General features: G+C 31.6%; 24 protein-coding genes, 1 tRNA gene and 1 pseudogene. 11 read left to right on the forward strand and 15 right to left on the reverse strand.

The window, feature by feature from the left end; all coding sequences use genetic code 11:
- Window positions 1-373: 373 nt before the first annotated feature.
- Genes LW133_RS00695 through LW133_RS00740 form a run of 10 tightly spaced genes read right to left on the reverse strand, consistent with a single transcriptional unit; the run spans window position 374 to window position 9,443 of the window.
- Window positions 374-595: a hypothetical protein gene (locus LW133_RS00695; protein WP_233075506.1), complete on the reverse strand. Its 222-nt coding sequence runs from the start codon at window positions 593-595 to the stop codon at window positions 374-376.
- Window positions 582-962, reverse strand: a complete 381-nt coding sequence (gene fliS, locus LW133_RS00700; RefSeq protein ID WP_233036941.1) for a flagellar export chaperone FliS — start codon at window positions 960-962, stop codon at window positions 582-584. Before fliS ends, LW133_RS00695 begins: the two co-directional genes overlap by 14 nt.
- Window positions 963-971: 9 nt before the next feature.
- The gene (fliD, locus tag LW133_RS00705; protein ID WP_233075507.1) at window positions 972-3,008 is read right to left on the reverse strand and encodes a flagellar filament capping protein FliD; all 2,037 of its coding nucleotides are present in this window, start codon (window positions 3,006-3,008) and stop codon (window positions 972-974) included.
- A gap of 14 nt (window positions 3,009-3,022) precedes the next feature.
- Window positions 3,023-3,382: a FlaG family protein gene (locus tag LW133_RS00710; protein ID WP_269843698.1), complete on the reverse strand. Its 360-nt coding sequence runs from the start codon at window positions 3,380-3,382 to the stop codon at window positions 3,023-3,025.
- Window positions 3,383-3,430: 48 nt separating this feature from the next.
- Window positions 3,431-4,630, reverse strand: a complete 1,200-nt coding sequence (locus tag LW133_RS00715) for a murein hydrolase activator EnvC family protein (protein ID WP_233075508.1) — start codon at window positions 4,628-4,630, stop codon at window positions 3,431-3,433.
- Between the two features lie 2 nt (window positions 4,631-4,632).
- On the reverse strand, window positions 4,633-5,442 hold the full coding sequence (locus LW133_RS00720; protein WP_233075509.1) for a cell division protein FtsX: 810 nt from the start codon (window positions 5,440-5,442) through the stop codon (window positions 4,633-4,635).
- Window positions 5,429-6,100 carry a cell division ATP-binding protein FtsE gene (locus LW133_RS00725; protein WP_233075510.1) on the reverse strand — a complete coding sequence of 224 codons (672 nt, stop codon included), beginning with the start codon at window positions 6,098-6,100 and terminating at the stop codon, window positions 5,429-5,431. Before LW133_RS00725 ends, LW133_RS00720 begins: the two co-directional genes overlap by 14 nt.
- Window positions 6,101-7,246: a tRNA (guanosine(46)-N7)-methyltransferase TrmB gene (gene trmB / locus LW133_RS00730; RefSeq protein ID WP_233075511.1), complete on the reverse strand. Its 1,146-nt coding sequence runs from the start codon at window positions 7,244-7,246 to the stop codon at window positions 6,101-6,103.
- On the reverse strand, window positions 7,247-8,506 hold the full coding sequence (locus LW133_RS00735; RefSeq protein ID WP_233075512.1) for a hypothetical protein: 1,260 nt from the start codon (window positions 8,504-8,506) through the stop codon (window positions 7,247-7,249).
- The gene (locus LW133_RS00740) at window positions 8,463-9,443 is read right to left on the reverse strand and encodes an RluA family pseudouridine synthase (protein WP_233075513.1); all 981 of its coding nucleotides are present in this window, start codon (window positions 9,441-9,443) and stop codon (window positions 8,463-8,465) included. The genes LW133_RS00735 and LW133_RS00740 overlap by 44 nt, the downstream gene beginning before the upstream one ends.
- Before the next feature lie 56 nt (window positions 9,444-9,499).
- Between LW133_RS00740 and LW133_RS00745 the strand changes: the two genes are divergently transcribed.
- Together LW133_RS00745 and LW133_RS00750 are read left to right on the forward strand one after the other, a co-directional pair.
- On the forward strand, window positions 9,500-10,666 hold the full coding sequence (locus LW133_RS00745) for an FtsW/RodA/SpoVE family cell cycle protein (protein ID WP_233076165.1): 1,167 nt from the start codon (window positions 9,500-9,502) through the stop codon (window positions 10,664-10,666).
- Window positions 10,628-10,704, forward strand: a tRNA-Ile gene (locus LW133_RS00750). Before LW133_RS00745 ends, LW133_RS00750 begins: the two co-directional genes overlap by 39 nt.
- A 33-nt stretch (window positions 10,705-10,737) precedes the next feature.
- Here the strand turns inward: LW133_RS00750 and LW133_RS00755 are convergent.
- Genes LW133_RS00755 through recG form a run of 5 tightly spaced genes read right to left on the reverse strand, consistent with a single transcriptional unit; the run spans window position 10,738 to window position 16,444 of the window.
- A complete protein-coding gene (locus LW133_RS00755) occupies window positions 10,738-11,910 on the reverse strand; it encodes a GDSL-type esterase/lipase family protein (RefSeq protein ID WP_233075514.1) in 1,173 nt (390 codons plus the stop codon).
- Between the two features lie 16 nt (window positions 11,911-11,926).
- Window positions 11,927-12,841, reverse strand: coding sequence for an SGNH/GDSL hydrolase family protein (locus LW133_RS00760; protein WP_233075515.1), 915 nt, complete (start codon window positions 12,839-12,841; stop codon window positions 11,927-11,929).
- Window positions 12,841-14,235: an MBOAT family O-acyltransferase gene (locus tag LW133_RS00765; RefSeq protein ID WP_233075516.1), complete on the reverse strand. Its 1,395-nt coding sequence runs from the start codon at window positions 14,233-14,235 to the stop codon at window positions 12,841-12,843. Before LW133_RS00765 ends, LW133_RS00760 begins: the two co-directional genes overlap by 1 nt.
- Window positions 14,235-14,519, reverse strand: a complete 285-nt coding sequence (locus tag LW133_RS00770; protein WP_233075517.1) for a hypothetical protein — start codon at window positions 14,517-14,519, stop codon at window positions 14,235-14,237. The genes LW133_RS00765 and LW133_RS00770 overlap by 1 nt, the downstream gene beginning before the upstream one ends.
- Before the next feature lie 53 nt (window positions 14,520-14,572).
- Window positions 14,573-16,444 (reverse strand): ATP-dependent DNA helicase RecG, encoded by a 1,872-nt coding sequence (gene recG, locus LW133_RS00775; RefSeq protein ID WP_233075518.1) that lies wholly within the window; start codon window positions 16,442-16,444, stop codon window positions 14,573-14,575.
- A gap of 46 nt (window positions 16,445-16,490) precedes the next feature.
- Between recG and queF the strand changes: the two genes are divergently transcribed.
- The 9 genes and pseudogenes from queF to LW133_RS00820 all read left to right on the forward strand — a co-directional run bounded on the left by queF (window position 16,491) and on the right by LW133_RS00820 (window position 26,564).
- Window positions 16,491-16,967: a preQ(1) synthase gene (gene queF / locus LW133_RS00780; RefSeq protein ID WP_233075519.1), complete on the forward strand. Its 477-nt coding sequence runs from the start codon at window positions 16,491-16,493 to the stop codon at window positions 16,965-16,967.
- Window positions 16,968-17,125: 158 nt separating this feature from the next.
- Window positions 17,126-17,395 (forward strand): annotated as a pseudogene (gene groES / locus LW133_RS00785) (co-chaperone GroES); the annotation flags it as partial.
- Between the two features lie 29 nt (window positions 17,396-17,424).
- Entirely contained in the window at window positions 17,425-19,062 is a 1,638-nt protein-coding gene (gene groL / locus LW133_RS00790; RefSeq protein ID WP_233036918.1) for a chaperonin GroEL, read from the forward strand.
- An 88-nt stretch (window positions 19,063-19,150) separates the two neighbouring features.
- The gene (locus LW133_RS00795) at window positions 19,151-20,572 is read left to right on the forward strand and encodes an MBOAT family O-acyltransferase (protein ID WP_233075520.1); all 1,422 of its coding nucleotides are present in this window, start codon (window positions 19,151-19,153) and stop codon (window positions 20,570-20,572) included.
- Complete coding sequence (locus tag LW133_RS00800; RefSeq protein ID WP_233075521.1) at window positions 20,547-21,377, forward strand: hypothetical protein; 831 nt, start codon at window positions 20,547-20,549, stop codon at window positions 21,375-21,377. The genes LW133_RS00795 and LW133_RS00800 overlap by 26 nt, the downstream gene beginning before the upstream one ends.
- A 140-nt stretch (window positions 21,378-21,517) precedes the next feature.
- Complete coding sequence (locus LW133_RS00805; protein ID WP_233075522.1) at window positions 21,518-22,021, forward strand: Rieske 2Fe-2S domain-containing protein; 504 nt, start codon at window positions 21,518-21,520, stop codon at window positions 22,019-22,021.
- A 9-nt stretch (window positions 22,022-22,030) separates the two neighbouring features.
- Window positions 22,031-23,263: a cytochrome b gene (locus LW133_RS00810; protein ID WP_233075523.1), complete on the forward strand. Its 1,233-nt coding sequence runs from the start codon at window positions 22,031-22,033 to the stop codon at window positions 23,261-23,263.
- Window positions 23,263-24,180 carry a c-type cytochrome gene (locus tag LW133_RS00815; protein ID WP_233075524.1) on the forward strand — a complete coding sequence of 306 codons (918 nt, stop codon included), beginning with the start codon at window positions 23,263-23,265 and terminating at the stop codon, window positions 24,178-24,180. The genes LW133_RS00810 and LW133_RS00815 overlap by 1 nt, the downstream gene beginning before the upstream one ends.
- A gap of 185 nt (window positions 24,181-24,365) precedes the next feature.
- Window positions 24,366-26,564 carry an NADP-dependent isocitrate dehydrogenase gene (locus tag LW133_RS00820; protein ID WP_233075525.1) on the forward strand — a complete coding sequence of 733 codons (2,199 nt, stop codon included), beginning with the start codon at window positions 24,366-24,368 and terminating at the stop codon, window positions 26,562-26,564.
- Window positions 26,565-26,833: the final 269 nt, after the last annotated feature.

Consider the following 26,833-nt stretch of genomic DNA (forward strand, 5'->3'; position numbering starts at 1 on the left):
AAGTGATAATGAATTAAGCGGGACTATTAAAAAAATCTATCAAACTCTATAGGGAAGTTTTAATCTTTAACAACAATTATAAAATACTCAGATGCTTAAAAATGCAATTAAGGTATCACTCACAGATGAGTAATATAAAGAAGAAACCATAAGATAGGATATTAAAATATCCTTCTAAATATAAAAATATTGATTAAGGGATTGGAGTTGTTAATAAGCTAATAAAATGTAATTATTATGGCTTAATGATTCTATTTATGATATTAAGATTATATTTTTTAGAGCACTTGGCAAATACTTAGAGTAGTAAACATTAAAAGGCTTGAAAAATTAAAAACTAGCTATGAAAAAAGCTTGTTAATGGGTTTAGATTTTAATCTAAAAATTTTTTTGCAAGTTTTATTCTCAACATTTGTTTTTGTAATTCTTCTTTATCTTTTTCTAAAAGCTCTATCCCTTGAGAAATTAGTTCTTGTGCGCTTAGGAGATCTTCCATTGTCGTGAGATTTTCTGTAGGTACTTGAGTGATAAGATCAAAGGCTTTTTGGGTGTTTTTTTCTAAAATAGCAATTTTTAATTGATCATGCCAATTCATTATTATGAATTTCCTTCCAAGCTTCTAAAAGACCGCGTGTAACATTGACAACAGTTTTAATTTTTTCAGCATCATGTTCTACATTTGCTTGAGTTAGGAGTTTGATTTGATGTGTGTATAATCCCGTGAGATATACTGCAACCTCTCCTCCTTTTTCATAATCTAAAATGTTTAATAATTCCGTAAAAATATCTGTGATTCTATTGATATAATAGATCTTCCCTTCAATATCATCAGATTCTATAGATCTTTGCACAAGACCTGAGAATCGTAAAATTCCCTCATAAAGCATCTCAATCAATTTAGCAGGAGATTCGATAGCGACAGAATTTTGTTGATATAAATTATAAGCATTAGCAATTTTCATAGATTACCTTTATTTCTTTTTTCCATTTCCAGCTGCTTGATCAATCATCATTTGTACAGCATTGAAGGAGTTGTTTGCTTTAGCAATTTGTTCATCATAGGCAGCAAATCGCCCCGCCATAATATCATAGCGACTTTTTAATCTTTCATTAGCTTGCATTTTATCTTTATCAAGATTTTTTGCATCTCTTGATAGAGAGTCTTGATAAAGCGTTAATTTTGCGTTACTACCATCCACAAGAGATTTGATAAAGTTATTGAAATTTACAAAGATACCATCCACATGTTCTTCTTGTCCAAAACGATTTTTATTATCAAAACCATAAAATGCATCGATAGCTTTTTGAGAATCTTGAGAAAGCATGGAATCTAGTGTTGATTCATTTAATGACATCTGGCTTTTTTCATTGATCGTAAGACCAAAATCAATAAGACTGTGGCCTGCACCTACGCCAATAGGGCGCGAAAAAAGAGCATTGAGTTGTGATCTAATAGTTCTAATATCTCCCACTCCATTAAAGATGCCTGCAATTTTTGTTTCAGGGTCAAAACGCGTAACTTCATCAAGTTTGGGGACAAGTTCATTGTAAGCTTTTACAAACTCCCGCACTTGTTCTTTGATGGCCTCTGTATCTCTACCTACACTGATAATAGCAGGTTTATCGGGCTCTGTAGTATGGATTAGTGTAAGGTTTACACCATTAATAACATCATTAATTTCGTTTGTAGGGCGTGTGATACTGACGCCATTGTAGGAAAATCTTGCATCACTGGCTTTTTGTAAACTTTTAAAATTAAAAATTTGTTCTTGTAGTTTTATATAATTCTGGAACAATCCACCTTTCATATCCATAGCGCTAAGAAATGCTTCACCTTTAGCATCATTAGCAGTGATTTTGACTTCACCAATTTCAGAAGTAATGATGAGTTTACCATTAGCATCTGTTTTGGCATGCAATCCAGCAATATTATCAATTGCTTGTGCAATAATTTTTGCATTTTCTTCACTAGTGTTGTTTTTATTTGTCATTTTTGCAAGATCTAGAGTAATGGTATCAATATTAATACTACCTTCAATTAATCCCGCAGTAATCGGTTTTTTTGTATTAAAAAGACCATCTTCTTTGGAGCGTGCAGAGGTAATACCTAGAGTGGAGAGTTTATTGCCTTCTAGCTTGATACCATAACCCCTTCTATCATTAAGAATAATTCTTTTCCCATCTTCTGAAAGTCCTATATTGATTTCTTTTTCTAAAAGTTCTTCTGTAAAATCATCATTTTTTAATGCCTCTGTGATTGCATTTTTAAGTGTTTCTGCTTTGTTTTGACTTTCTGCGGCTTGTGCGTCTAATTTAACACTAATTATTCTTTCATTGTAGTTAGAATCTCTTACTATAATATTAAAATCTCCTTCATCAAGCTCTGTGAGATTTGCAATAGATTCTGTAGAGAGGGTGGAGCCTAGATAGATTCTACTGCCCTCACCTGTACCTTTTGAGTTAATCATAAGTTGATAGGGTTTTTCCCCACCTGTTTTCATTACAATTCCCATAGCATTGCCATCAGTAGTATCCGTGATTTGCTGTGCTACATCATTTAGTGTCATGCCTGCTTTAATATCAATCGTGTAGAATTTATCTTTTGTATAGATATTGAGTTTTACATCTTTGGAGCTAAAAACATCATCTCTAGAAGAGAATTTTTTTCCCACTTCGTTAATATCACCTTGAGCAAGAGACTCTACATCCACTTTAATATCTTGAATCGGGATACCAGAACTTACAGTTGCTTTAATGGCATCACTAGAAACATTAGAGGTTCTGCCTAAGTAAGTGGAGTAATCTGCAAGTGTAGCTACAGGGGATTTTAGGGTATTTATAAGGCCTGTGATTTCTGTGAGTTCCTTTTGTTTTTCAATGTTTTCCTTCATTTTGCGTTCAATAGGAGCAACGACAGCCCTTTCATCAGCTTTTTTTAACTTATCGATAACATCATAATTTAAAACCCCGCTTCCCATACCAAGCGAGCTAAGTTGTCCCATTGCCATTATTTAACCCTCTATCAACCCTTTTTATCAAAAATTAATCCAGTAATAATGCTATGCATTTTTTTCATAAGTTCAATTGCTTCTTTTGAGGGAATTTCACGAAGAATTTTGCTTCCATTATTGTCTTTCACAGTTACAACCAGACCTTGAATATCATCGTTATATTTAAAGCTAATATCTGTATTGATTCTCTTCATTTCTTTATTGAGTTCAGAACTTGCTTCGTGGAGCTGCTGTTTTAATTCTTGTGTGATTTGACTTCTTTGCAACTCTTCTTTTTGACTAGTTAAAGGACTTCCCGCACTAGAAGCGATGTTGATTAATTCTTTTTTTAACATCAAATTATTATCAGTGTTATGAATATTTTCAATCATTTTTACTCCTTTATGAATGTAATATCGGTTAAAAAGAGTTTTTTTAATTTATTTTTGGAAAATTTCCAGTGGATTGATATGTTTGTCTTTTTGTGTAACTTCAAAACTTAGTTTTTGTTCGACACGACCAATAATATATCCTTTTTGTACTTTTAATCCGACTTTGATTGTTGGTGCAATTTTATCTAATTGTGAATAAATTGTATGAATGCCATTAGCATTTTCAATAATAATTACTTTTTTTAAAATCGGAACTTCTTTGGCATATACAACTTTTCCATCAAGTATATTACGCACAACTGCATTTGGAGTTTTTGAAACCAAAATTATAGATTCGTTAAAAACTTTAAGTTTATAGACAGGGTCAAAATAGGGACCAAATTTTTGTTCAATTGTAAAACTTTCTAGGGGAGCAATTGTCTTTGGACCTTTGTATGTAGCAGTAGAGAGAGTCTTATAGGAACTTGCAATTTGTTTAACTTCCAGCGGTGCTTCAAGAGCATTTTGTCTTTTTTGTTCTTCTTCAATTTCTTTTTGTGTTTTTTGTTTGAGGATATTAAGATTACTCAAGATAAGGTCGAGACTTTTGCGTTCTGCATTGATGGTTTCTAGTTTCTTGTTATAGATTGCAAGGTCTTTTTTTAGAGTTTTGATAAGATTTTTTTGCTCTTTTAGCATTAATTTTAATGTATCTCTTCTGTTGGTTTGGGCAGCAATGCTACTGTTGAGATTTTCAATAGTTTGTTTGGTGTCCTTAATTTTTTGATTAATAATTGCCTCTTGCTGTGAGAGAAGAAGAATTTTTTCTTGACCTTGTTTGTTAAGAAGTCTAAAGATTTCTTGCAAGATAATATCATCTGGTGAAACAGGGTTATTTTGATTAAGAATAATTAAAAAAGAAGCATCATTAATAAGCATTTTAGTAATTTTTTGTCGAATTTCCTGCTTTTTGTCTTGAAGATCTTTAAGAATATTTTTATATTGCACGAGTGATTTTTCTTCATTGAGATTTTTATTTTGATTATTACTAATATTATGTTGTAAATGTGTAATTTGAAGATCTATATTTTGTATTTTTTTATATTTTTCATTGATCTGAATTCCAAGTTTTTGCAAGAGATTTGTAATTTGGTTTTTTTCATTTTCTTTTTTCTGTATTTTTTTTTGATTTGCGCTGATGTCTTTATTAATTTGTTGTAAATTAGCACCAAGTAATAAACAAGGAAAAACAAGTAAAAACTTTTTCAATGTTATACCCTTTTTTGTGAAAAAACAACAAATAAAACCGACAAAAGTGAAATGCTAATAGCAAACGAAGTCAGCAATATAAAATCGTCTTTGATATGGAAAATATTATTTTGTATGCCCAGGAGTTCAAAGAATTTTTGAGTGCTAGGGTGTGTGGAGCTATAAAAACTTCCTAATGTGATAACACAAGAAGCAATAAAAGAATCATAGAAAGCAAGTTTAAATAATATTTTGTGTTTCATCCATGCTTTTGCACCTAATAAATCCATAATTTGCATTCTTTTTTGGTGTTCAAAACGCCATATTTGCACTTGACGCATCATGAGAAGTAGGCTAAAAATTGCGAGCAGTGCAGCAAAAACTATAATGATCTTTTTAATAAAATAAAGGAGGTTATAAACTTGGTTATGTGTTTTTGCAAAGGTTTCAATTTTGATGATATAGGGTAGTTTTTTAATATCGTTTTCTAATGCTTCTAGTTGTTTTTGATTGGGAAAAGATTCTAGCTTTATGGAATAAAAATAAGGAAGTTCTTTTTGAATGAGTGTAAGATTTTGCTCATCATTAAAATCTTGCAATCTTTTAAGCAGGGATTTTGTATCAATACTCTCAATACTTTTGATTGCAGGATTGATTTCTTGTATTTGATCAAGAACAATTTCTTTGTTCGAAGCAATTAAAATGGAGTAGCTCTGCAAAAGCTTATCCTCTTTGACAAAAATAGCACGCTCAATTAAAAGATAGCTTTGGAGGCTAAAAAGTAGCGCCAAAAGTGGAATGATTAATGTCAAATGTCTTTTAAGAAAATTCATAAACCTCACCTTCTTGAATATTTAATTTGCGATAAAAAATATTTAGATGTTCGGGGATTCTGTGTGTTACAACAATGATTGTGATTCCTAAATGTTTATTAGCACTTTTTAATAAACTCCAAATCAGTTCACTTGAATAATCATCAAGATTTCCAGTAGGTTCATCTGCTAAAATAATATCAGGTTTATGAGAAATAGCTCTAGCAATAGCTACGCGTTGTTGCTCTCCACCACTCAACTCTAGGGGATATTTATTGTTTTTATGTAATAAATTAATGTGTGAAAGTAGTTCTTTTGCTTGAGATTTGCAAAGATTTTTATTGTAGCCATTAATTAGCATGGGAAGCATAATATTATGTTCTATATCCCATTCTTCAATAAGTTTGTAATCTTGAAAAACAATCCCAGTATGTCTGCGTAAAGCAGCAATCTGACCTTTTGTGGCATGGTGTATAGGGATGTAGTTTACTTCAAGTTCACCAGATGAGATTTTAAGATCTCCATATAGAGATCTTAATAACGTGCTTTTTCCACTACCACTTGCTCCAGAAATAAAAACAAAATCTTTTTTATTGATGCAAAAATTAGCGTCTTTGATGATATTCTCATTTTTTTTATAGCCCAAACATAAGTGACTAGCTTTGATGATTTGCGTCATTTAGCCTCCAAGAATAGCTTTTAATTTTTGATAGGCTTTGATATTGCAAAGCGTTGGAAGGGGTGGATTGCCTACAAAAAAAGTTTGTTTTTTTTGATGATCTATAAGAATAAATTTTGTAGTTGGCCAATTAAAATCCCCAAGATTTACATTTATAAGTATACAATTATTGTTGGTATAAATAGCATTGATATGCACAAAAAAATCATTTTCAATATGTTTTTGCTTTTGTATTTTAGTAATATAGGTGTAGGGGAAGCTAAAATTTTCATTGAACTTTAGTGTAGAATCTATTTTGAGAGAAGTATAATAAATATCATAAATATTTTTTTGTTGTCTTAGCCATCTTGCTTCATATTTACTCACTACTTTTTGTGTTAGATTTTTTTGGACTTTAAAGTTAGATTGTTTTTCATCGAGTGCAAGTTTTAAGGCATCTTGAAAATATTCTTCATCATCGGTGCGAAGATGAAGAATATGATCTGGTTTTAAGATTCTTAAGGCCTGATGCAAAAATTCTTTAGTAAGCACGCGGCGATGAGGTTTTTTATTCCATGGCACAGGAAAGTGCAAAAAGATTCCTTTAGCACTATTGGATTTTAAAATATTTGTAAGAATTCTTGCATCAAGTTTAGTGATATAAAGATTACTTAGCCCTAAAATTTCTATTTGTCGTAAGACTTGTTCAATTGAAGGTGTGTGTATTTCAACCCCGATAATAGGTGTTGTAGGATTTTCTTTTGCGAGATTAAGAATATGTCGTCCCGATCCAAAACCAATTTCTAAAAAATAAGAATCAAAATCTTTGCAAATAAAATCATTGCTTTTTAGAAAATAAGGTGAGAGAACACATTGTTTAGGAGTATTTTTTGAAAGATTGTGGGAATATGTATCACAATGTTTATTTAAAAGCATTAAAGCATCTTTTAAGATTCCTATAGGGTTTGGTTTTGTGGCCTTATGTGCCTTAAAAAGTGTGCCATTTTTGTGTGTAGTTTTGATGATGAAAAATGGCTCATGTTTGAAAGTGGTAAAAATAAGGCTTTGGTCTTTAAAATCTTGATGAATAAATTCTGCATGAAAGGTGTAATCACCTTCAGTAAGGGGAAATGTGAGATTGTGATTTGTGGCAATAAAATGTGGCATTTAAAAACCTAGAGATTGAATAGGTGTAGGAAGAGATTCTAAATTATATTCATCGACACTTCTTACATCATATTGATATTTGATATTGGGTTGCATTTCTTTATCTATGAATTCTTGTTGCATAATATTGTCAAAGCAAATTTGATTTTTATTGTTTTCGCTGCGACATACTTTAAAATTTATAATATTTCTTGTGTCATCTTCTATTTCCCATTTTAAGACTGCCTGATTGTTTATTATGGTTGCGGAGAGGATTTTTGGTGTAGGGGGTGGGGGTAGAGCATTTCCTTGTATTGCACCAATATTCATCTCGCTCTCGATACCATCGGCATCAACACTAATTACCTTATAGTAGCGTATTTCGCCATCTTTTAGATTAAGTACTTTATAGAAATTATCTTGTGTTTGAGCTAGAAAGGAAAATTTTCCATTTAGGGTATGAGAAGTAAAAATTTTGAAATTTTTGATAGAAACATTCAGATTTTCTGGAAGATTCCAAGTAATAAGAATGCTTTTTACAAGATTTGTAGATGCTTGGAGGTTTTGTACACCAAGAGGTTTTTTTCTTGTACTGCCTGTAACTACAGCGCTAGGAAGTGACTTTGCATTTTCATAGCTTTCAGAAATTACACGATAAGAATAAACTTTTCCATCTTCTAGATCTTTGTCAAAAAATTCCACATAAAGTCGGTGTGGCACGATTCCAACTTTTAGAAATTTGCCTTCTTGTGTTTTGCGTTCAATAATATAGCGTTTGATGCTAGGATTATTGTGCGGACTCCAAAAGATTTTAATTTGTTTAGGGAGATCTTTGCTAGCAAAAATATTTTCCACAGGATCGATATAGGAGGTTTTAATATTAATAGGTGGGGATTTTATAGAGATTGTATTATTTTTGCCCAGACTAGCAATTTGGTAGCTGTAGTCAGTTTGTGGTTTGAGTTTTTGTATATAGTAGTGTGTGGCAAAAGGGTTTTTTATTATGGCAATAATTTTTGATTTTGCGGAATTCTCATTTTTCTTTATGGTGTTTTCATAAATTACATATCCACCTATTTCTTCGAGATTTTCAGGCATTTTCCATTCTAATCCTATGGAGGTCACATCATTAATTGTGCGGATTTCTTCAGGAACAGGTAATGTATTATCAAATTTTCTTTTTGCAATATCACTGGTTAAAATCCCGCAACCTTGCAGGGCAATAAGGCCAATAAGACTAAAATAAATGTAGCAAATTTTTAGGATTTTGCAAAAACCCATTAATTTTTTCCTTGTCAAATTTTTTTTCGAGTAATTCTAACATATCATCAAAAACAGGAGCTTGAAAAAGTAGTTTTTTTTGACTTGTAGGATGTGTAAGATAGAGTAAAAATGCATGCAACATAATTCTACCTTGGAAACTTCCTTTGTATCCATAGAGCGTATCTCCTAAAATATGGCGCGATATGCTTTCTAAATGTACGCGAATTTGATGTGTTCTGCCTGTAAAAAGCTTGATGGCAACAAGTTGTAAATCTTGGTTTTTACTCAGAGCTATGGGGATAAAAAGGCTTTTAGAAAATCTGCTTGTTGGAAATCTTTGTGGATTAAGTTTTGACATTTTTAGGCGATTTTTGGGATTTCTGCCCATGTGACATTCTATAAAGGTATTTTCTTTGATAGGGGGATTTATGATTGCAAGATAATAGCGCCCCATTTCACGCGATTTTAATTGTTCTGCTAAATGATTGTGTGTATAATTATCTTTTGCAACAACAATACTACCAGTTGTATCTTTATCAAGCCGATGAACAATTCCATAGCGTTGTTTGCCACTTAGCGTAGAGAGATTGTAATTTTTTGCTTGTAGCCAATCTACTAAGGTTTCTTCTTTGACGCTTGGAGCATGATGAACTACAAGATTTTGGGGTTTATTAAGGACTAAGAGATTTGTATCTTCATAGAGAATCTGGATATGGAGGTTGGTTTTTTTTATAAGGGGTTTTTGCTCTGTTTGTGGAGCAAGAATAGTGATAATATCTTTTGGTTTTAGAGCAACGCCTCCTTTAGTACAAGGTTGCTGATTAAGAAAAACTAAAGAATTTTTGATAAGCTGTAAAACTTGATTTTTAGGGATATTTAGTTGTTTTGCCAAAAAAGAATCTATTCTTTTTTCCGCAGCAATGATTATGATTTCTTGTGTGGCTTGGTTCTGCATTTTTTCCTTATTTTTTTATGCTATGATTGCACAATTAAATTTAGATTTTGGTTTTTTTGATGATTGATAGACGCATTTTAACACATTTTGACTTTCTTTTGATTTTTTTGATTATTCCTCTTATTATTTTGTCATTTTACTTAGTAAATGGTTTTGACGCAGGTAAAGGGGTACGAGAGCTGATTTATATTGGTGTGGGCGTTGTTTTATTTTTTATATTCTTTTTGATTCCGTTTAGAAAACTAAGTCGCAGCATTACGATTTTTTATTGGATTTTTATTGGTATGTTATTGATTATTGATTTTTATGGGGCGGTGCGTTTAGGAGCGCAAAGATGGATTATTATTCCAGGGACAGGAATGTCTTTTCAACCAAGTGAACCAATGAAAATTGCTTTGATTTTAATGCTTGCAAATTTAATTTGCCATAATCCTCCTCCTAGAAATGGTTATCATTTAAAAGATCTTGCAATTTTTAGTTTTTATATTTTATTACCTGTATTTTTGGTCGCTAAACAACCAGATTTAGGAAGCGCAATTGTAATGTTTGTTATGGGGTATGGAATCTTATTTATTGTAGGTATACAAAAGAGAATTATTTTTTGGGTATTAGGACTTTTTATTGTTTCTGCTCCTTTGCTTTATTCTTCCAATATACTTACAAGGTGGGAGTATCAGGCAAAAAGAGTACATGATTTTATTTCTACAACTCCATCACATCAAGTGCAACAATCACTAATAGCAATTGGATCTGCAGGATGGGTTGGTAAAAGCAAAGAAGATATTACGCAAACTAAATTTGGTTTTTTGCCTATTCCTATTACTGATATTATTTTTTCTTATTATGTGGAGAGGTTTGGATTTTTGGGCGCTGCGGCTTTGTTTGTAATTTATATTATTTTGATTTTACATATCCTTTCATTTTGTCTTTTAGATAAGCGAGATTATTTTTTGCAGGTGGTTGCAGGAGGGGTTGCAATTTTGTTGTTTGTGTATATGAGTGTAAATGTTGCAATGACTGTTAATTTGGCTCCTATTGTTGGGATTCCTCTTCCTATTTTAAGTTATGGGGGGAGTAGTTTTGTGACTTTTATGGTTTTGTTTGGAATTTTAGAAAATCTACTTGCTTTTAAATTCGATTTTGAGTATAATTCAAGCCCTATTAACAAAATTCGGGGCAAAAAAGGACCCTTAGCTCAGCTGGTCAGAGCACTCGGCTCATAACCGATTGGTCGTAGGTTCAAATCCTACAGGGTCCACCACTATATTTTACTTTCTACTTTTAATAATATTTTTTATGGTTCAAGTTTTAATAATTCCAAAAGGCTTTTATATACAGAATTTGCTACTAGTCTATATCCCTGTGGCGTGAGATGTACATCTTTTTTTGATAAGACAAGTTTAATCCATTCTTCTTTTTTTCCTGTTTTCCGCATTAATTCATCAAGATCAAAAAACAATAGATTTTCTTCTTCTGCAAGAGTGTAGAGGGCTTTTTTGACAGGAATAAAATTTGGTGTGATAGCATAACTTTGATTTTCTTGTTTGTTAACTACAGTAGGAGGTCCCATAAGCAAAATAACAGCATTTGGGTTATATCTTCTAATTTTCCGAATTAATGATTTGTAATTATATAAAAAACTTGTTTCATCAAAATGGGTGGCAATAGCATCGTTGGAACCATAAGAAAGGATAATGAGATCATATTGTAAAACTTGCATTTCTTTACCAAAAATATGTTGATTCCATTTTAGCCATAAATCACTTCTTGCTCCGTTGATTCCCATGTGATCAATAATATTATTGTCTTCTTTGTTGTAGATAAAATATCCTCCTAGCATACCATTGCGTATAAGAGATTTGATTTGGATAGGAAATGTAAGTTCATATTCTTTGCTGATTTCCCAAAAACCAGGATTTTTGGAACTTAGATGGATGTGGTGTTTTTGGGAATCAATAATCTCAAAGGTTGCAAGTTCATTGGCAGTTTTATAAACAAAACGCATAAAATATTTTTTTTGCGATAAGGTGGTGTCGATTTTGATAAAAGCTCGATTATTTTGTGCTCGTGCGATAATACCTCCCATAGGATAATCATCATAAGGTTTTTTTAAAGAATTAAAAAGTTCAAATCCTTTGCTTTGATAATTTAATAAAATATTTCTATGATAGTTTGGAAATAAGGGATAGGTAAAACCAATGGCATTGGGAGTAAAGATAAGCTTTCTTAGTTCGTCAGAAAAAATATCTGCAGCAATGTGAGAATCACCAAAAATATGGATTTTTAGGTTTTTGTTTTCTTGTATTTTTTTTCTTAGTACAGCAAGATTTTCAGCATTGAAATTGCGTATATGAGATTGCTTGATAATTTTTAGAATAGGTTTTTCATAGTGTTGTAAATTTTCATGAAAAAATAAACTTTGTGCGTGAAGTATTGGTAAAAATAGCAAAAAATAAAAAAACTTCATTATTTTCCTTTGGAGATTATTGCTGTGGGGGTTGTAAATCATTTTTGTCATTATTTGATAATGAAGAATCTAGCTCAAGATCATCTTCTTCCTCATCGGGCAAGATTTCAAGACGCTCTAAAAGGAGATTTGCTAAAATTTTTGCCCCCGATCTTGTAAAATGTATTCCATCGTTTGCACGTAATGAGATACTTTTATTTTCTTCTTGTAAAAAGGCAATATAATTTCCATCTGGTGCAAAGATTTGATTGGTTTGTAAGAAAAGATTATTGCTAGATTCTACATTTTGTTGATAAAGAGAGTTAAGGTAGGGTAATCTTGCGCTAAGTTTTTTATTTTTTACAAGTGGGACTTCATACCATACCACAAGTGCTTGATGATATTTGGCTGATTGTAAAATGGATTGGATTTTGTCTGTGTAGATTGCATTCCATTCTTCTGTTTTAAAATAAATATTACGCTTGATAGTCCAGGGGTCATTTGCACCTATCATTACTACAATAATGTCAAATTCTCTTTCTTGCAATTCTTCTTCTAGTTTTTTAGGCCAGTTGAAAAAATTTGTATAAGTAAGACCTGTGCTTTGTTTTGCTATATTGCTAACTTGCATATTCAATTTTTTGAGCTGTGGGACAAGGCTTATTGCAATGCCTTGCATCATAGAATCTCCGATAAGTAAAAATGAGGTTTGTGGTTTTAAAATAATTTTACCATCTTTGATATGGGGGTATTTTGGTGCAGGTGGAATATCTTGAAGACTTTGTGTTTCTTGGGTCAGTGAGATTTCATTTGATGAATTAGATGGAAAAAATGTAGCTAAAATATTGATGTGGTATTTTTGTTCGATGTAGTTATTGAGGCTTTTGTGAAAAGTGATAATGTTAAAAACAAAAACAACAACAAGAGTTAAGAAAAATCCAAGAAATCTCATTAAAAACTCGCATAAATAAAATTAGGGATACCATTTGGCATGTACTTGAAAATAATAAATAAAACACATGCTATAAAGGCTGGTTTTAAGATATTAGGAATTTTTTCAAGAAGTTTTACACAATGATTTAAGAAATTATCCATAAATTGATAGATGATAAAAAGACAAAAACCAAACAATAATAGATAAATTTCAAAAGTTTCTATTAGTGCGACATTTTTAAAAGATTCTAAAAAGCTAAGTGCATTTGTAAAGTCGGGATAGTAAAAAAATATCCAGCAAAATGTTACATAATTAAAGGTGAGTATTTTGGGTAATAAGGGGATGTTTTTTAGGTGGATATTGTAATATTTTAGTGCGTTTAGTATGACAATTCCAAAGCCATGCAATAATCCCCAAATAAGAAAATTGATTGTATTGCCATGCCAAATTCCAGAGATTCCAAAGGCAATTAAGACAAAAATTTGTGTGGCAAAAAAGCCTTTTTTATTACCACCGAGTGGGATATAGATAAAATCACGGATAAAGGTAGAGAGGCTAATATGCCAACGATTCCAAAAGTCTTTGAGATTGCGCGCAATGTAGGGCATATTGAAGTTTGGAGGTAGAGTGAAGCCAATCATCAATGCAAAGGCACTTACAAGGTTGATGTATCCACTAAAATCACAGTAAATTTGCAGAGAATAACCATAAATTGCTAGAAGGAGTTTTATGGTGCTAAAATCTTGAGGACTTTGTAAAATAGGGGATGTGTAATTTTCAATATGGCTGGCAATGAGAATTTTTTTGACAATTCCAAAAAGTAAAAGTATAAAAATAAGATTAGCATAAGAATTGTTCCATATTCTTTTGGCGCGGAGTTGGGTAAAGAAAAATTCACTACGCATGATGGGGCCAGACACAAAAGTAGGGAAAAATGAAAGGTAAGTAGCTAGATTTTCAAAGCTCTCAAGATGTATATTAAAACCTTTGGTTTTATTATCATATACAGATTTGAGATAGGTGATGGAAGCAAAAGTATAAAAGCTGATTCCAAGAGGGAGAATAATGTTTGTTTGATGAGATAGGTGGATCCCTATAAAAGATAAAATATCTTCTAAAAAGTCTTTTAAGTCAGGATAGTATTTGAAAAAACATAAAATAAGCACAGAAAAACTGATACACATAAGTAAAAAGAATTTTGTCTTGAAATGATTAATAAAAAGTGCGCAAAAATGAATAAAGATGCTATAACATAGAAGCGTAATAGCAACATTAATTCCACCGAATAAAAAAATAATAATATAGTTAAATAAAAGAAGTAGAGTATTTTGCACTACAAGATTTTTGAGATTCCAATAAACTGCTAGAAAAATCAAAAAAATAAGGCTAAATTCTATAGAAAAATAATTCATTAATCTTCCAAATTAATAATTCTGTATTGAAAGCGTAGGCTTTCTAGTTCTTTTTTGAGAAATTTATTTTCTTCATAGAGAAGACTATGTCTTTCTTGGAGTTTTGTAATCTCTCGGCTGGAATAATAAATATGATTTACTAAGAAAATTTTGATTGAAAAAAAGATGACAATACTTATAAAAATACAAAAAGCAAGAAATAAGCTTGCAGGGCTTAAGCCAACAAAATGCAATTCTTCTGCTGCATCAATTGCATCAATTAAAGCCTGACTTTCTTTTTCCATATTACCTCTTTAGTTTCTTTATATACCATAATTATGGGAATTATAGCACAATTTTAGGTATTAAGAATGTTTTGTGCTTCTTGAAGAATCTGCTCATCTTGCTGTAAATCAAAAAAAACAAAACTTGCACCACTTTGTTTTTTCCCAGAGAGTAAGTCCCCTCCACTACGATACTTTAGGTCAATTTCTGCAATATCAAATCCACTAAGATGTGCAGCAAATTCTCGTAATTTTGTAGAACTAGGGGTATTAGTACACAAAAAACAATAGCCTTTTAATCCATTTCTACTTACTCGCCCTCTTAGTTGATGGAGTGTGGCAAGTCCCATTCTCTCGGGTGCAACAATTACAATTGTGCTTAATCTTGGCAAAGAGATTCCCACTTCGATAAGAGTTGTTGCTAATAAAATATTGCCATCATCTCTAAATTTGGCCAATACATCTTCTTTTTCTTTATCTGCCCCAAAAGTTACATAGACTTTTTTAAATCTTTTTTGCCAAAATGTTGCACTTTGTGATAGTGGACGATAGTTTATGTTTTCACTTTCTTCCACAAGTGGATAAACAATAACACTTTGATGATTTTGTTTGATTTCATTTTCTATGTGTTTTATGATAGGAGAGAAATTGTTTTTTTCAATGATAATAGTATCAATATCTTTTTTGTAAGGGAGGTCTTTTATAAAACTAAAATTAATCATATTTGCATTAATCATGCTTAAGGTTCTTGGAATCGGGGTGGCAGAAAATTGTAAATAGTGTGGTTTCTTGGTATTTTTACTCAGAGAATCTTCAGAGGAGACTTCTGCCATTTTTTCAAGATAATGGCGTTGATTTGTGCCAAACCTATGTTGTTCATCTGTCATGATTAATGCGAGATTCTGGCTATCAATTTGGCGATGTAGTAGGGCTTGTGTGCCAATAATAAAATGAAAATTTTGAAATTCTTGTATTTTACTTTTTCCTGTGATGCAAGTAATTTGTATGTAATCTGGAAGGAATTTTTTTGCTTCTTCAAAAATTTGTTGAGCTAAAATTGTAGTTGGTACCATTAATAAAGATTGGTAGGGATATGCCATGACTACGCTTGCAAGAATTACGATTGTCTTACCACAACCTACATCGCCCATAATAATACGTCTTGCCGCGGTATCACTTTGTAAATCTTGTGCAATTTCTGCAATCGCTTGTGCTTGTGAGTTTGTGAGTGTAAAAGGTAGGGATTTTATAAAATCATTATAAGGGGTTTTGCAAATAAATTTTGGTGAAAAAAAATAGCGTTTTTTAGATATTTTTTGAATGTATTGATAGATTTCAAGAAATTTGAGCGCAGTAATGCTTTCTTTTGGGAAGGTTTTTTTTGTATGGAAAAAGTGTAAGAATTTTTTATTGGGGTGAAAAATATCAATAATAGGGGTGATAAATTTTTGTGGGATCTTATGTTTTATGAGATTTTCTGCAGTGATATATTCTTGTGTAATTTTTTGCAATGTGGCACTTTTGATTTTTTGTGTTTTGAAATTTAGTTTGATAATGTCTGTTTTGGTGACAATTTGTGGTTGATTCATAAAAAGTGTGCGATTATAGTTTTGCATTTGTATTTTGCCATAAACAATAAGTTCTTTTCCTGTTTCAAATAAAGATTTGTGAAAAGATTTATAATTAAAAATAGTAAGAGAGAATTCCTCATTATTAAAATCGGGAAGAGAGGTGATAATTTTAAGAATAGGGGTTTTGGAATAAAAGGTGGATGTGATAATTTTTTGTGATTTGACAATAATTTTTAGCGTACCAATGGAATCTAATTTTAGTTGTGTAATAGGTGAGAGATCGGTGTAACCTTTAGGAATACAAAGGCACAAGTCCAAAAGGCTATTGATGCCTATTTTTTCAAGTTTGCTATAATCTTCTTTTGTAAAAAACATGAAAAATATTATAGCATAAACCCAAAAAAATATTAAGGTACTCAATATGAATAAAACGCTTACTTTATTGGGAAATAAGGAGATTAATTATGAGTTTTCTTATAATCCAAAAATTTTAGAAGTTTTTGAAAATAAACACAAAGACAATGATTATTTTGTGAAATTTAATTGTCCAGAATTTACTTCCTTATGTCCTATGACAGGACAACCAGATTTTGCGACAATTTATATCAATTATATTCCCAATGAAAAAATGGTGGAATCTAAATCTCTAAAGCTTTATTTGTTTTCTTTCAGGAATCATGGGGATTTTCATGAGGATTGTATTAATATCATTATGAAAGATTTGATCGAGTTAATGGAGCCAAGATTTATTGAGGTATGTGGAAAATTTTTGCCTAGAGGTGGGATTAGTATTGATCCATATGCAAATTATGGAATCCCAAATACAAAATATGAAAAAATGGCAGAATATAGGTTGTTAAACCATGACTTATTCTTTGAAAAAGTTGATAATCGTTAGAATATTATAAATAGGAATATTAAAAAACTTTAGTGTATTAAACTAAACTAATATAATGCTTTATTTATAAATGTATTGACTTGTTTAATTAAGTAAATTAAAATTCTGTCACTTAAAGATTTAAGTGCTAAAGTATAAAAAAGACGAAGGAGTTGGTTATGAATTTTAAACCACTAGGCAAGAGAATTTTAGTAGCAAGAATGGAAGAAGAAACAAAAACAAGTTCAGGAATTATTATCCCAGATAATGCAAAAGAGAAGCCTTTGATGGGTGTAGTAAAGGCAATTAGTACAAAAGTTGCTGAAGAGTGTCAATGCGTAAAAGAAGGTGATACAGTTGTTTTTGGCAAATATAAGGGTAGTGAAATTAAGCTTGATAATGAAGAGTTTATTGTTTTAGATTTGGAAGATGTTTTGGGAATTATCAACAAATAATAAAATTAAATAAGGAGTAAAAAATGGCAAAAGAAATCAAATTTAGCGATAATGCAAGAAATAAACTTTTTGAAGGTGTTAAACAGCTTAGCGATGCTGTAAAAGTGACAATGGGGCCAAGAGGACGCAATGTTTTGATACAAAAATCTTATGGTGCACCTACAATTACAAAAGATGGTGTTTCTGTGGCAAAAGAAGTAGAATTGACAGATCCTATTGCAAACATGGGTGCACAACTTGTAAAAGAAGTGGCTAGTAAAACTGCTGATGCAGCTGGTGATGGAACAACAACAGCAACTGTTTTGGCTTATAGCATCTATAAAGAAGGTTTGAGAAATATTACTGCAGGAGCAAATCCTGTTGAAGTAAAAAGAGGAATGGATAAAGCAGTAGAAGCAATTATTGCTGAGCTTAAAAATGGTAGTAAAAAAGTTGGTGGAAAAAGTGATATTGCACAAGTTGCTACAATCTCTGCAAATTCTGATGATAAGATTGGAAATTTGATTGCTGAGGCAATGGAAAAAGTTGGCAAAGATGGCGTAATTACCGTAGAAGAAGCTAAGGGGATTAATGATGAATTAAGTGTTGTTGAGGGTATGCAATTTGATAGAGGTTATTTAAGCCCTTATTTTGTAACAAATACTGATAAAATGACTACACAACTTGAAAATCCTTTTATCCTTTTGACAGATAAAAAAATCTCTACAATGAAAGATATTTTACCTTTATTAGAATCTACAATGAAAAGTGGTAGACCATTGCTTATTATCGCTGAAGATATTGAAGGTGAAGCATTGACTACACTTGTTGTAAATAAGCTTCGAGGTGTATTAAATGTGGCTGCAGTTAAGGCTCCTGGTTTTGGTGATAGAAGAAAAGAAATGTTAAGAGATATCGCAATTCTTACAGGCGGTGAGGTAATTAGTGAAGAATTGGGCAAGACTTTAGAATCTGCTAGTATTGAAGATTTAGGACAAGCTGCAAGAATTGTAATTGATAAAGACAATACGACAATTGTAGATGGAAAAGGTAGCGCTGATGCAGTAAAAGAAAGAGTAGCGCAAATTCGTACACAAATTGAAAGCACAACAAGTGATTATGATAAAGAGAAACTTCAAGAAAGACTTGCAAAATTAAGTGGTGGTGTAGCAGTAATTAAAGTGGGTGCTGCAAGTGAAGTAGAAATGAAAGAGAAAAAAGATCGCGTTGATGATGCACTTTCTGCAACAAAAGCAGCAGTGGAAGAAGGTATTGTAATTGGTGGTGGTGCGGCATTGATTCGCGCAGCTCAAAAAGTAAATCTTACTTTAAGTGGCGATGAAGCTATCGGATATGATATTATTAAAAGAGCAATTAAAGCACCTTTAGCACAAATTGCTACAAATGCTGGTTTTGATAGTGGTGTAGTTGTAAATGAAGTAGAAAACAAAAAAGATGCTTTTGGATTTAATGCAAGTACAGGAGAATATGTAGATATGTTTGCTGCAGGCATTATTGATCCATTAAAAGTTACAAGAGTTGCATTGCAAAATGCAGTATCTGTATCAAGCTTACTTTTGACTACAGAAGCTACAATTCATGAAATCAAAGAAGATAAACCAGCTCCTGCAATGCCAGATATGGGTGGAATGGGCGGAATGGGCGGAATGGGAATGATGTAATCCCCCTCCCCATTATTTTAGATTTTGTTAAGTATTACTCCCTTTTTTAGGGGGTATATTATAATGTTTTTAATTTTTTAGGTTTTTGATGCTTTTTAATAGTTTTGCTTTTGTTTTTTTAGTGATAGCAACTTTGCTGGTTTTTTATTCTAAGAGGTTTATAAAATATCAAATTTATATTCTTATAACAGCAAGTTTTATTTTTTATGCTTATAGTCAGCCTTATTTATTTCTACTCTTATTTTTTTCTGCCTCTTTAAATGCTTTTATTAGCTATCAAGTGTTTTGGTTAGAGGACATAAAAAAGCAAAAGAGATATGCTATTTTTGGTGTCATGCTTAATCTTTTTGTTTTGATACTTTTTAAATATTCCCCACTTTTTGGTGAGGTGATGAAAGTGTTTGTACAAAGGGATTTTATAGAAAATTTACTTCTTTTGCCTTTGCCAATTGGAATCTCTTTTTATACATTTCAGGGTATTAGTATTGTTGTGGATTTGTATAAAAAACAAAATTTATGTCAGATTCCCAAAAACTTTTTTCAACATTATTTGCACACAATGTTTTTTATTGCATTTTTTCCAGCACTAATTGCGGGACCTATTATCAAAGCACATCAATTTTATCCACAAATTACTCCGAAATTTTTAAAAAATGTTGATTGGTATGGATGTATCAAAATACTTATACTTGGGTATTTTTTGAAAATGGTAATTGCGGATAATTTAAAAACACAGACTTTTTGGATGGCTTATCCATACTTTGAAATTTATAATTCTTTTTCATTAGCAGTATTTTTGTTTGGTTATAGTATGCAGATTTTTGCAGATTTTGCAGGTTATAGTCTAATTGCTATAGGCGTGGCAAAGCTTTTTGGTTTTGATTTACCAAAAAATTTTAATTTTCCCTATATTGCAAAAAGTTTTTCAGAATTTTGGACTCGTTGGCATATTTCTCTTTCTACATGGCTGAAAGAATACCTCTATATCCCATTAGGTGGCAATAAAAAAGGAAAACTTAGAACTTATTTTAATCTCATGGTGGTAATGGTTTTGGGAGGGTTGTGGCATGGAGCTTCTATGGTGTATTTATTTTGGGGATTTTATCATGGCATCTTGCTTGTAGTGGAAAGAATTTTCCGATATATATATATATATATATATATATTCAAAGAAAATTTCCTTATAAACATTTTAAGAATTTTTTTCGTTTTTTGTGCTGTTAGTTTTTCTTGGCTCTTTTTTGTTTTGAAGGATATGGGGGAGATTGTAGCATATGCAAAGATTTTATTTTCTTTAGAAGGAATTTTTTCTAATGGAATGTTTGCGAAAACGCAAATTGTAATGATCTTTTTATATTCCTTGCCAGTGGTGGTTTATCATTTTAATTATCTTCTTAGTCTTAAAATTTCAAAAAATCTTTTGGATTTTCCTTTGTTTTATGCCATTTTATTGTTTTTGATTTTTACAAATTCAGGAAGTGCTCATGCATTTGTTTATTTTCAATTCTAAAAAACTTTCATCCTTGTTTTTGTTTTTTGTGATTATTTTTGGATTTTATAATGGATTTTTGTATTTTGTGCAGCCAAAAATTAGCGCCTATTCAAGTCAGGATTCTGAAAATATTGCTAGAATAGAGGAGTATTTTTATGATAAAAAATATAAAAAAGTGCTTGTAGGGACTTCTATGTCTTTTAGGATGGATAGAGAAATCTTGCAGCAAAAAGGGATTTTTAACCTTTCTCTTGCTGGAGATAGTGTCTTGACAGGTTTAAGTGTGATTAAAGAATCTCAAAATATTCCAAATGTAATTTATGTGGAGACAAATTTGATTTTTAAGGAATTAAATAAAGAGATGGAAGCAAAATCATCTGAAATTAAAAAATATATTCCTGCATTACAGGAACGATATCAGCTTATTAATATATTTTTTACCATACTTAAAAATCGCTTAAAAGAGCATATTATAAGAAGTGATATTAGAAATGAAAAGGTCTATGAATTGGCTTTGTGTGAAAAAATTAAAGAATATAAGGATTTTAATATCAAATACAAAAAATCTTTAACACAGCTTAGGGAATTATTTGAATTTTTTCAAAAAAAAGGCACCAGGATTGAATTTTTTGAAACTCCTATTGATGAAAAATTGGAAAATAGTTTTTTTATGAAAAAGCAAAGAGAGATTTTAAAAGCAAACTTTGACTTTCCTTATTTGTTTGTATTGGATCAACATACATATTTAACTGCAGATGGGACACATTTACTACCAAAAAGCGCTCGGGACTTTACAAAATTTTTTATAAAACATATAGAGTAGAAAACTTTTTGTGTTGCATATCTTGATTAATTTTTAAAAAATACGGCATATATTTCAGAAAATTTTATACTTAAATATAGTAGAATAGACGAGATTTTGTTTTTTCTAAAATCATAAAACGCATAAACAAGGAGAAGGCAATGGCCGAAATTAAAAGAAGGGACTTTTTAGGAATGACTCTTGGAGGTTTTACCGCAGCTGGTGCGGTAGCTTCTTTGATAGCTATGAAAAAGACTTGGGATCCTCTGCCTAGTGTCGTTTCTGCTGGTAAAACCATTGTGGATATTAGCGGAATGAAAGATGGTGATTTTACGACAACTGAATGGAGAGGAAAGCCTGTTTATATTATTAGAAAAAAAGCGGGTGCAGATTTCAATGAGGCAAGAGATTTTAAAATTGGCGATGGTGTTTTTACACTTGGTATTCAAATTTGTACACATTTAGGATGTATTCCAATTTATAAAGCGGATAAAGAGGAGTTTTTGTGTCCTTGTCATGGTGGAAAATTTGATATTGATGGTGTAAATGTTGCTGGAACTCCGCCACCTAGACCATTTGATATTCCAATGTTTAAAATTGATGGAAATACACTTGTTTTGGGCGAAGCTGGTCCAGAATATGAAGCAATGATCGCAAAAGCATAAGGAGAGAATATGGCAAATATTAGAAAATCAGAGGGCGTAATGGATTGGTTAGATCAACGCCTTGGAGTAAAAAAACTCATTGAAGTAATGATGACAAAATATTGGATTCCAAAAAATATTAATTTTCTTTGGGCGATGGGAGTGGTTTTATTAACTCTTTTTACTCTTTTGTTTGTATCGGGACTATTTTTGTTGATGTATTATAAGCCAGATGCAAAGCTTGCATTTGATAGTGTAAATTACACAATTATGCAAGAGGTTGCATATGGGTGGCTTTGGAGGCATATACATGCCGTGGCTGCTAGTATGGTATTTGTAATTATTTATATCCATATGTTTGTAGCAATCTATTATGGCTCTTACAAAAAAGGCCGCGAGATGATTTGGATTGGTGGTATGCTTTTATTTGTAGTGTTTTCTGCAGAGGCATTTAGTGGGTATATGCTTCCTTGGGGGCAAATGAGTTATTGGGCTGCGGCAGTTATTACAAATCTTTTTGGTGGAATCCCTTTTATTGGTGCTGATGTTGTTGAGTGGATTAGAGGAAATTATGTTGTAGCAGATTCTACGCTAACAAGATTTTTTATGCTTCATGTATGTTTATTGCCGATTGTAATTATTGCTTTGATTGCATTCCATTTCTATTCTCTTAGAATTCCTCATGTAAATAATCAAGAGGGTGAGGAGTTGGATTTTGAAAAAGAGCAAGAAAAGTATCTTGCAGGGAAGGCAAAAGAATCTAAAGTAATTCCTTTTTGGCCAGTTTTCTTGTCAAAAGATATTTTTGTAGTATCAGTATTTATGATTTTCTTCTTTTATTTAGTATGCTATCACTTTGAATTTGCAATAGATCCGATCAATTTTGAACCAGCAGATAATCTTAAAACCCCTACACATATTTATCCAGAGTGGTATTTCTTGTGGAGTTATGAAGTGTTAAGAGGAATCTATTTTAGTGCAGATTTAGGATTGATTGCATTTGGTATTGCACAAGTAGTATTTTTCATTTTACCTTGGCTTGATCGAAGCAATGTAGTAGCACCAGCACATAGAAGAAAGGGCTTTTTTGTATGGTTCTGGCTATTAATTATTGATTTGATTGTATTGACAATTTTTGGTAAATTGCCACCAGAGGGAATGAATACATATGTAGGTTTTGCTGCTTCTATTGGTTTCTTATTCTTAATGTTTATTGCATTGCCTCTAATTACGATTGCAGAAAGAAAAAAAGGAGGTCTATAATGAGAGAGATTAAGATATTAGCAATTTTAATCATTGTAATTGGCACAATTTATTGGGGTGTAGAGCCTTTGGCACATTCTGTTATGCATCCTAAAGTAGCACCAGCAGATTTTAATTTTGAAGATTTAAAAGCTATTGATCTGTCAAAGGCTGATGCACAAAAGGGTAAAGAGTTGACAATGAATAATTGTGCAGGTTGTCATGGAATTAAAAATGCAGGAATGGAAGCGCCGATGGATGCAGAAAGCGCAGCATCTAGTTTTGGCGTAGTGCCTCTAGATCTTTCTAGTGCAGGAGCAATTTTTGATGAAAAATATCTTGCAAATTTTATTGCAGATCCTGTAAAAGCAGCAATTTTGGAACATAAATTTAAGGTTTCTTGTGAGGGGTTAGATGATGCAAATGCAAAAGAATGCGAAAAGTCCAATGAAGGTAAAGCGGATTATCCTATGAGTGCATTTAAAGGAGTTTTAAGTGAGAGTGAAATTGCTGATATTGTTGCCTATCTTAAATCTATTGCATCAAAAGATTTGAGTGATAAGGAAGTATTTATGAATGCTTGCCAAAGATGCCATAGCATGAAATATGATGGTGTAATGGCTGCAACTCCAGATGAAAATTTGAAAAATTATCTTGGCACAAAAGCTCCTGATTTATCTATGATGATTAGAAGCAAAGGCGAAAATTATCTTGATATTTTTATTAACAATCCTCAAAAAGAGCTTGCAGGAACTCCTATGCCTAGAGTCGGGGTTACTCAAGCAGCACAAAAGCAGATTATCCAATATATTGAACAAGTTGGCGATAGTAGTAAAAATGAAAGAAATGCATTGGGAATTAAAATCATGATTTTCTTTGTAGTGCTTTCTGTATTGGCCTATGCTTGGAAGAGAAAAATTTGGAAAGATTTACACTAATTTTTTTAAAATTTTGCTTCGTAACATTTTGAGATGTTGCGAAGTTTATTCTCCTTTATTTTTCCTTTTTATTTTTATTTTGTAAATTTATTGTGATATAGTTTTTTAAAGAGGTTTTCATAGAAACTTTAAATATTTTTTAACATTTCTAGGATAATCTCAAAAAAACTCTATAAGGAATCACAATGAAAATCACTTACACACTCACAGATGAATCTCCGGCATTGGCTACCTATTCTTTTTTACCTATTGTGAAAGCTTTTTTAAGTAATGCAGGTATTGAAGTAGAGACTGCAGATATTTCATTAGCAGGTAGAATTATTGCACAATTTCCACAATTTCTTACTCCAGAACAGCAAATTCCCAATGTGTTGGAGGCATTAGGAGAGCTTGTTAAACGCCCAGAGGCAAATTTGATCAAAACACCAAATATTTCAGCGTCTATTCCCCAACTTAAAAATGCAATCAAGGAATTGCAAGATAAGGGATATAAGATTCCAGACTATCCAGATAATCCTAGCAATAAAGAAGAAGAAAATATCAAAGAGAGTTACCAAAAAATCTTAGGTTCTGCGGTGAATCCCATACTAAGACAGGGGAATTCTGATCGACGCTCTACTAAGGCGGTAAAAAAATATGCACAAAATAATCCCTATAAAGTTGCTAATTTTAATCCAAATTCTAAGAGCATGGTTTCATATATGAAAGAAGGGGATTTTTTTAGTAATGAAAAAGCGGTGCTTATTAAAGAAAATACGGAAGGAAGGATTGAATTTGTTGATGCAAATGGAAATAAGGAAGTGCTAAAAGAGGGAATTAAGCTTGATAAAAATGAAATTTTAGACGCAACTTTTATGAATGTAAAATTACTTGAGAAATTTTATGAAGAACAGATTGCAAAGTGTAAAAATGAAGATATCTTATTTTCTTTACACCTTAAGGCTACAATGATGAAAGTGAGCGATCCAGTGATTTTTGGTCATGCTGTGAAGGTATATTTTAAAGAGCTTTTTGAAACTTTCAAAGAAGAATTTGAAAAATTAGAAATTAATCCAAATAATGGAATTTCTGAGTTATTGAACAAAATTGAGAAATCGGACAAAAAAAATGAAATTTTAAAAAAATATCAAGAAATTTTAGAAAAAAGTGCCAAAATTTCTATGGTAAATTCTGATAAGGGGATCACAAATTTGCATGTTCCAAGTGATGTAATTGTAGATGCTTCTATGCCTGCAATGTTGAAAAATGGGGCAAAGCTTTGGGATAGAGAGGGAAAAGAGTGCGATGGTAATGCGGTAATTCCTGATAAAACTTATGCCACAATTTATGAGGCAGTTTTAGAGGATATGCGTAAAAATGGTGTGTTAAATCCTAGTAAGCTTGGTAGTATGGCAAATGTGGGATTGATGGCAAAAAAAGCACAGGAATATGGATCACATGATAAGACTTTTATTGCTAAAAAAGATGGTGTTTTTAGAATTCTTGATTCTAATGGGGCGATTTTATTAGAACATCAGGTGCAAAAAGGAGATATTTATCGTGCAAATCAAGCTAAATATGATGCAATAATAACTTGGATTGATTTGGGAATTGAGAGAAGTGAAATTAGTAATACTCCAGCAATTTTTTGGCTAGATGAAAAAAGAGAAAGTAATAAAATTATGATTTCTTTGGTACAAAAAAGATTGGAGGAAAAAGGTAAAAAAATAGATATTTTAGAACCAAAACTCGCTTGTTTGAAGAGTTTGGAGATGATTAGAGAAGGTAGAGATGTAATTTCTATTACTGGTAATGTATTAAGAGATTATCTCACAGATTTGTTTCCAATTTTAGAGCTTGGTACAAGTGCAAAAATGCTTTCTGTAGTGCCTATGTTAAATGGTGGGGCAATGTTTGAAACAGGTGCGGGAGGATCGGCTCCAAAGCAAGTAGAACAGGTACTTTTGGAAAATCATTTGCGATGGGATAGTTTAGGAGAATTTTTGGCATTGCAAGCAAGTTTGGAGTTTTTTGCACAGAAAAATAGTAATGCAAAAGCAAAAATTTTAGCAGATGCACTTGATGGAGCAATTGGTAAATGGCTTGATAATAATAAGACTCCATCTCGCAGGGCTAAAGAAGATGATAATAGGACAAGTCATTATTATTTAGCAATGTATTTTGCAGAAGCTTTGGCAGAACAAAATAAAGATTCTTCTTTAAGAGAAAAGTTTATTCCTATCACAAAAGAATTGCAAGAAAATGAGTTAAAAATTAAAAAAGAATTTTTAGATAAAGAAGGTGTTGGGGTTGATTTGGGGGGATATTATAAATTTGACGATAAAAAAGTAGAAAAAATTATGCGTCCAAGTCAGACTTTTAATGCAATCATAGATAAGATTTGATTGCATGATGCATGAGTGCAAGAGGTGATATAAAAGAATTGTGGCAGTACAATGCAAAAAAGTAAATGTAATACTTAGATATTTGGTTTTATTTAAATAATACTAAATAGAAGTTAGAAAATAATTATAGGTAAGGGGGTGGGTATGTTTTTATGTAGATTTTATAGTTTAGATCTAGTTGATTTTATTGAAAAGTTTTATTAGAAAATAGTAAAAAATGATAAAAATATTTGGAGCAAAATTTAAAATATTTTGCTCCTTTATTATGC

The sequence above is a fragment of the Helicobacter anatolicus genome (genome assembly GCF_021300615.1).
GTDB lineage: Bacteria > Campylobacterota > Campylobacteria > Campylobacterales > Helicobacteraceae > Helicobacter_H > Helicobacter_H anatolicus.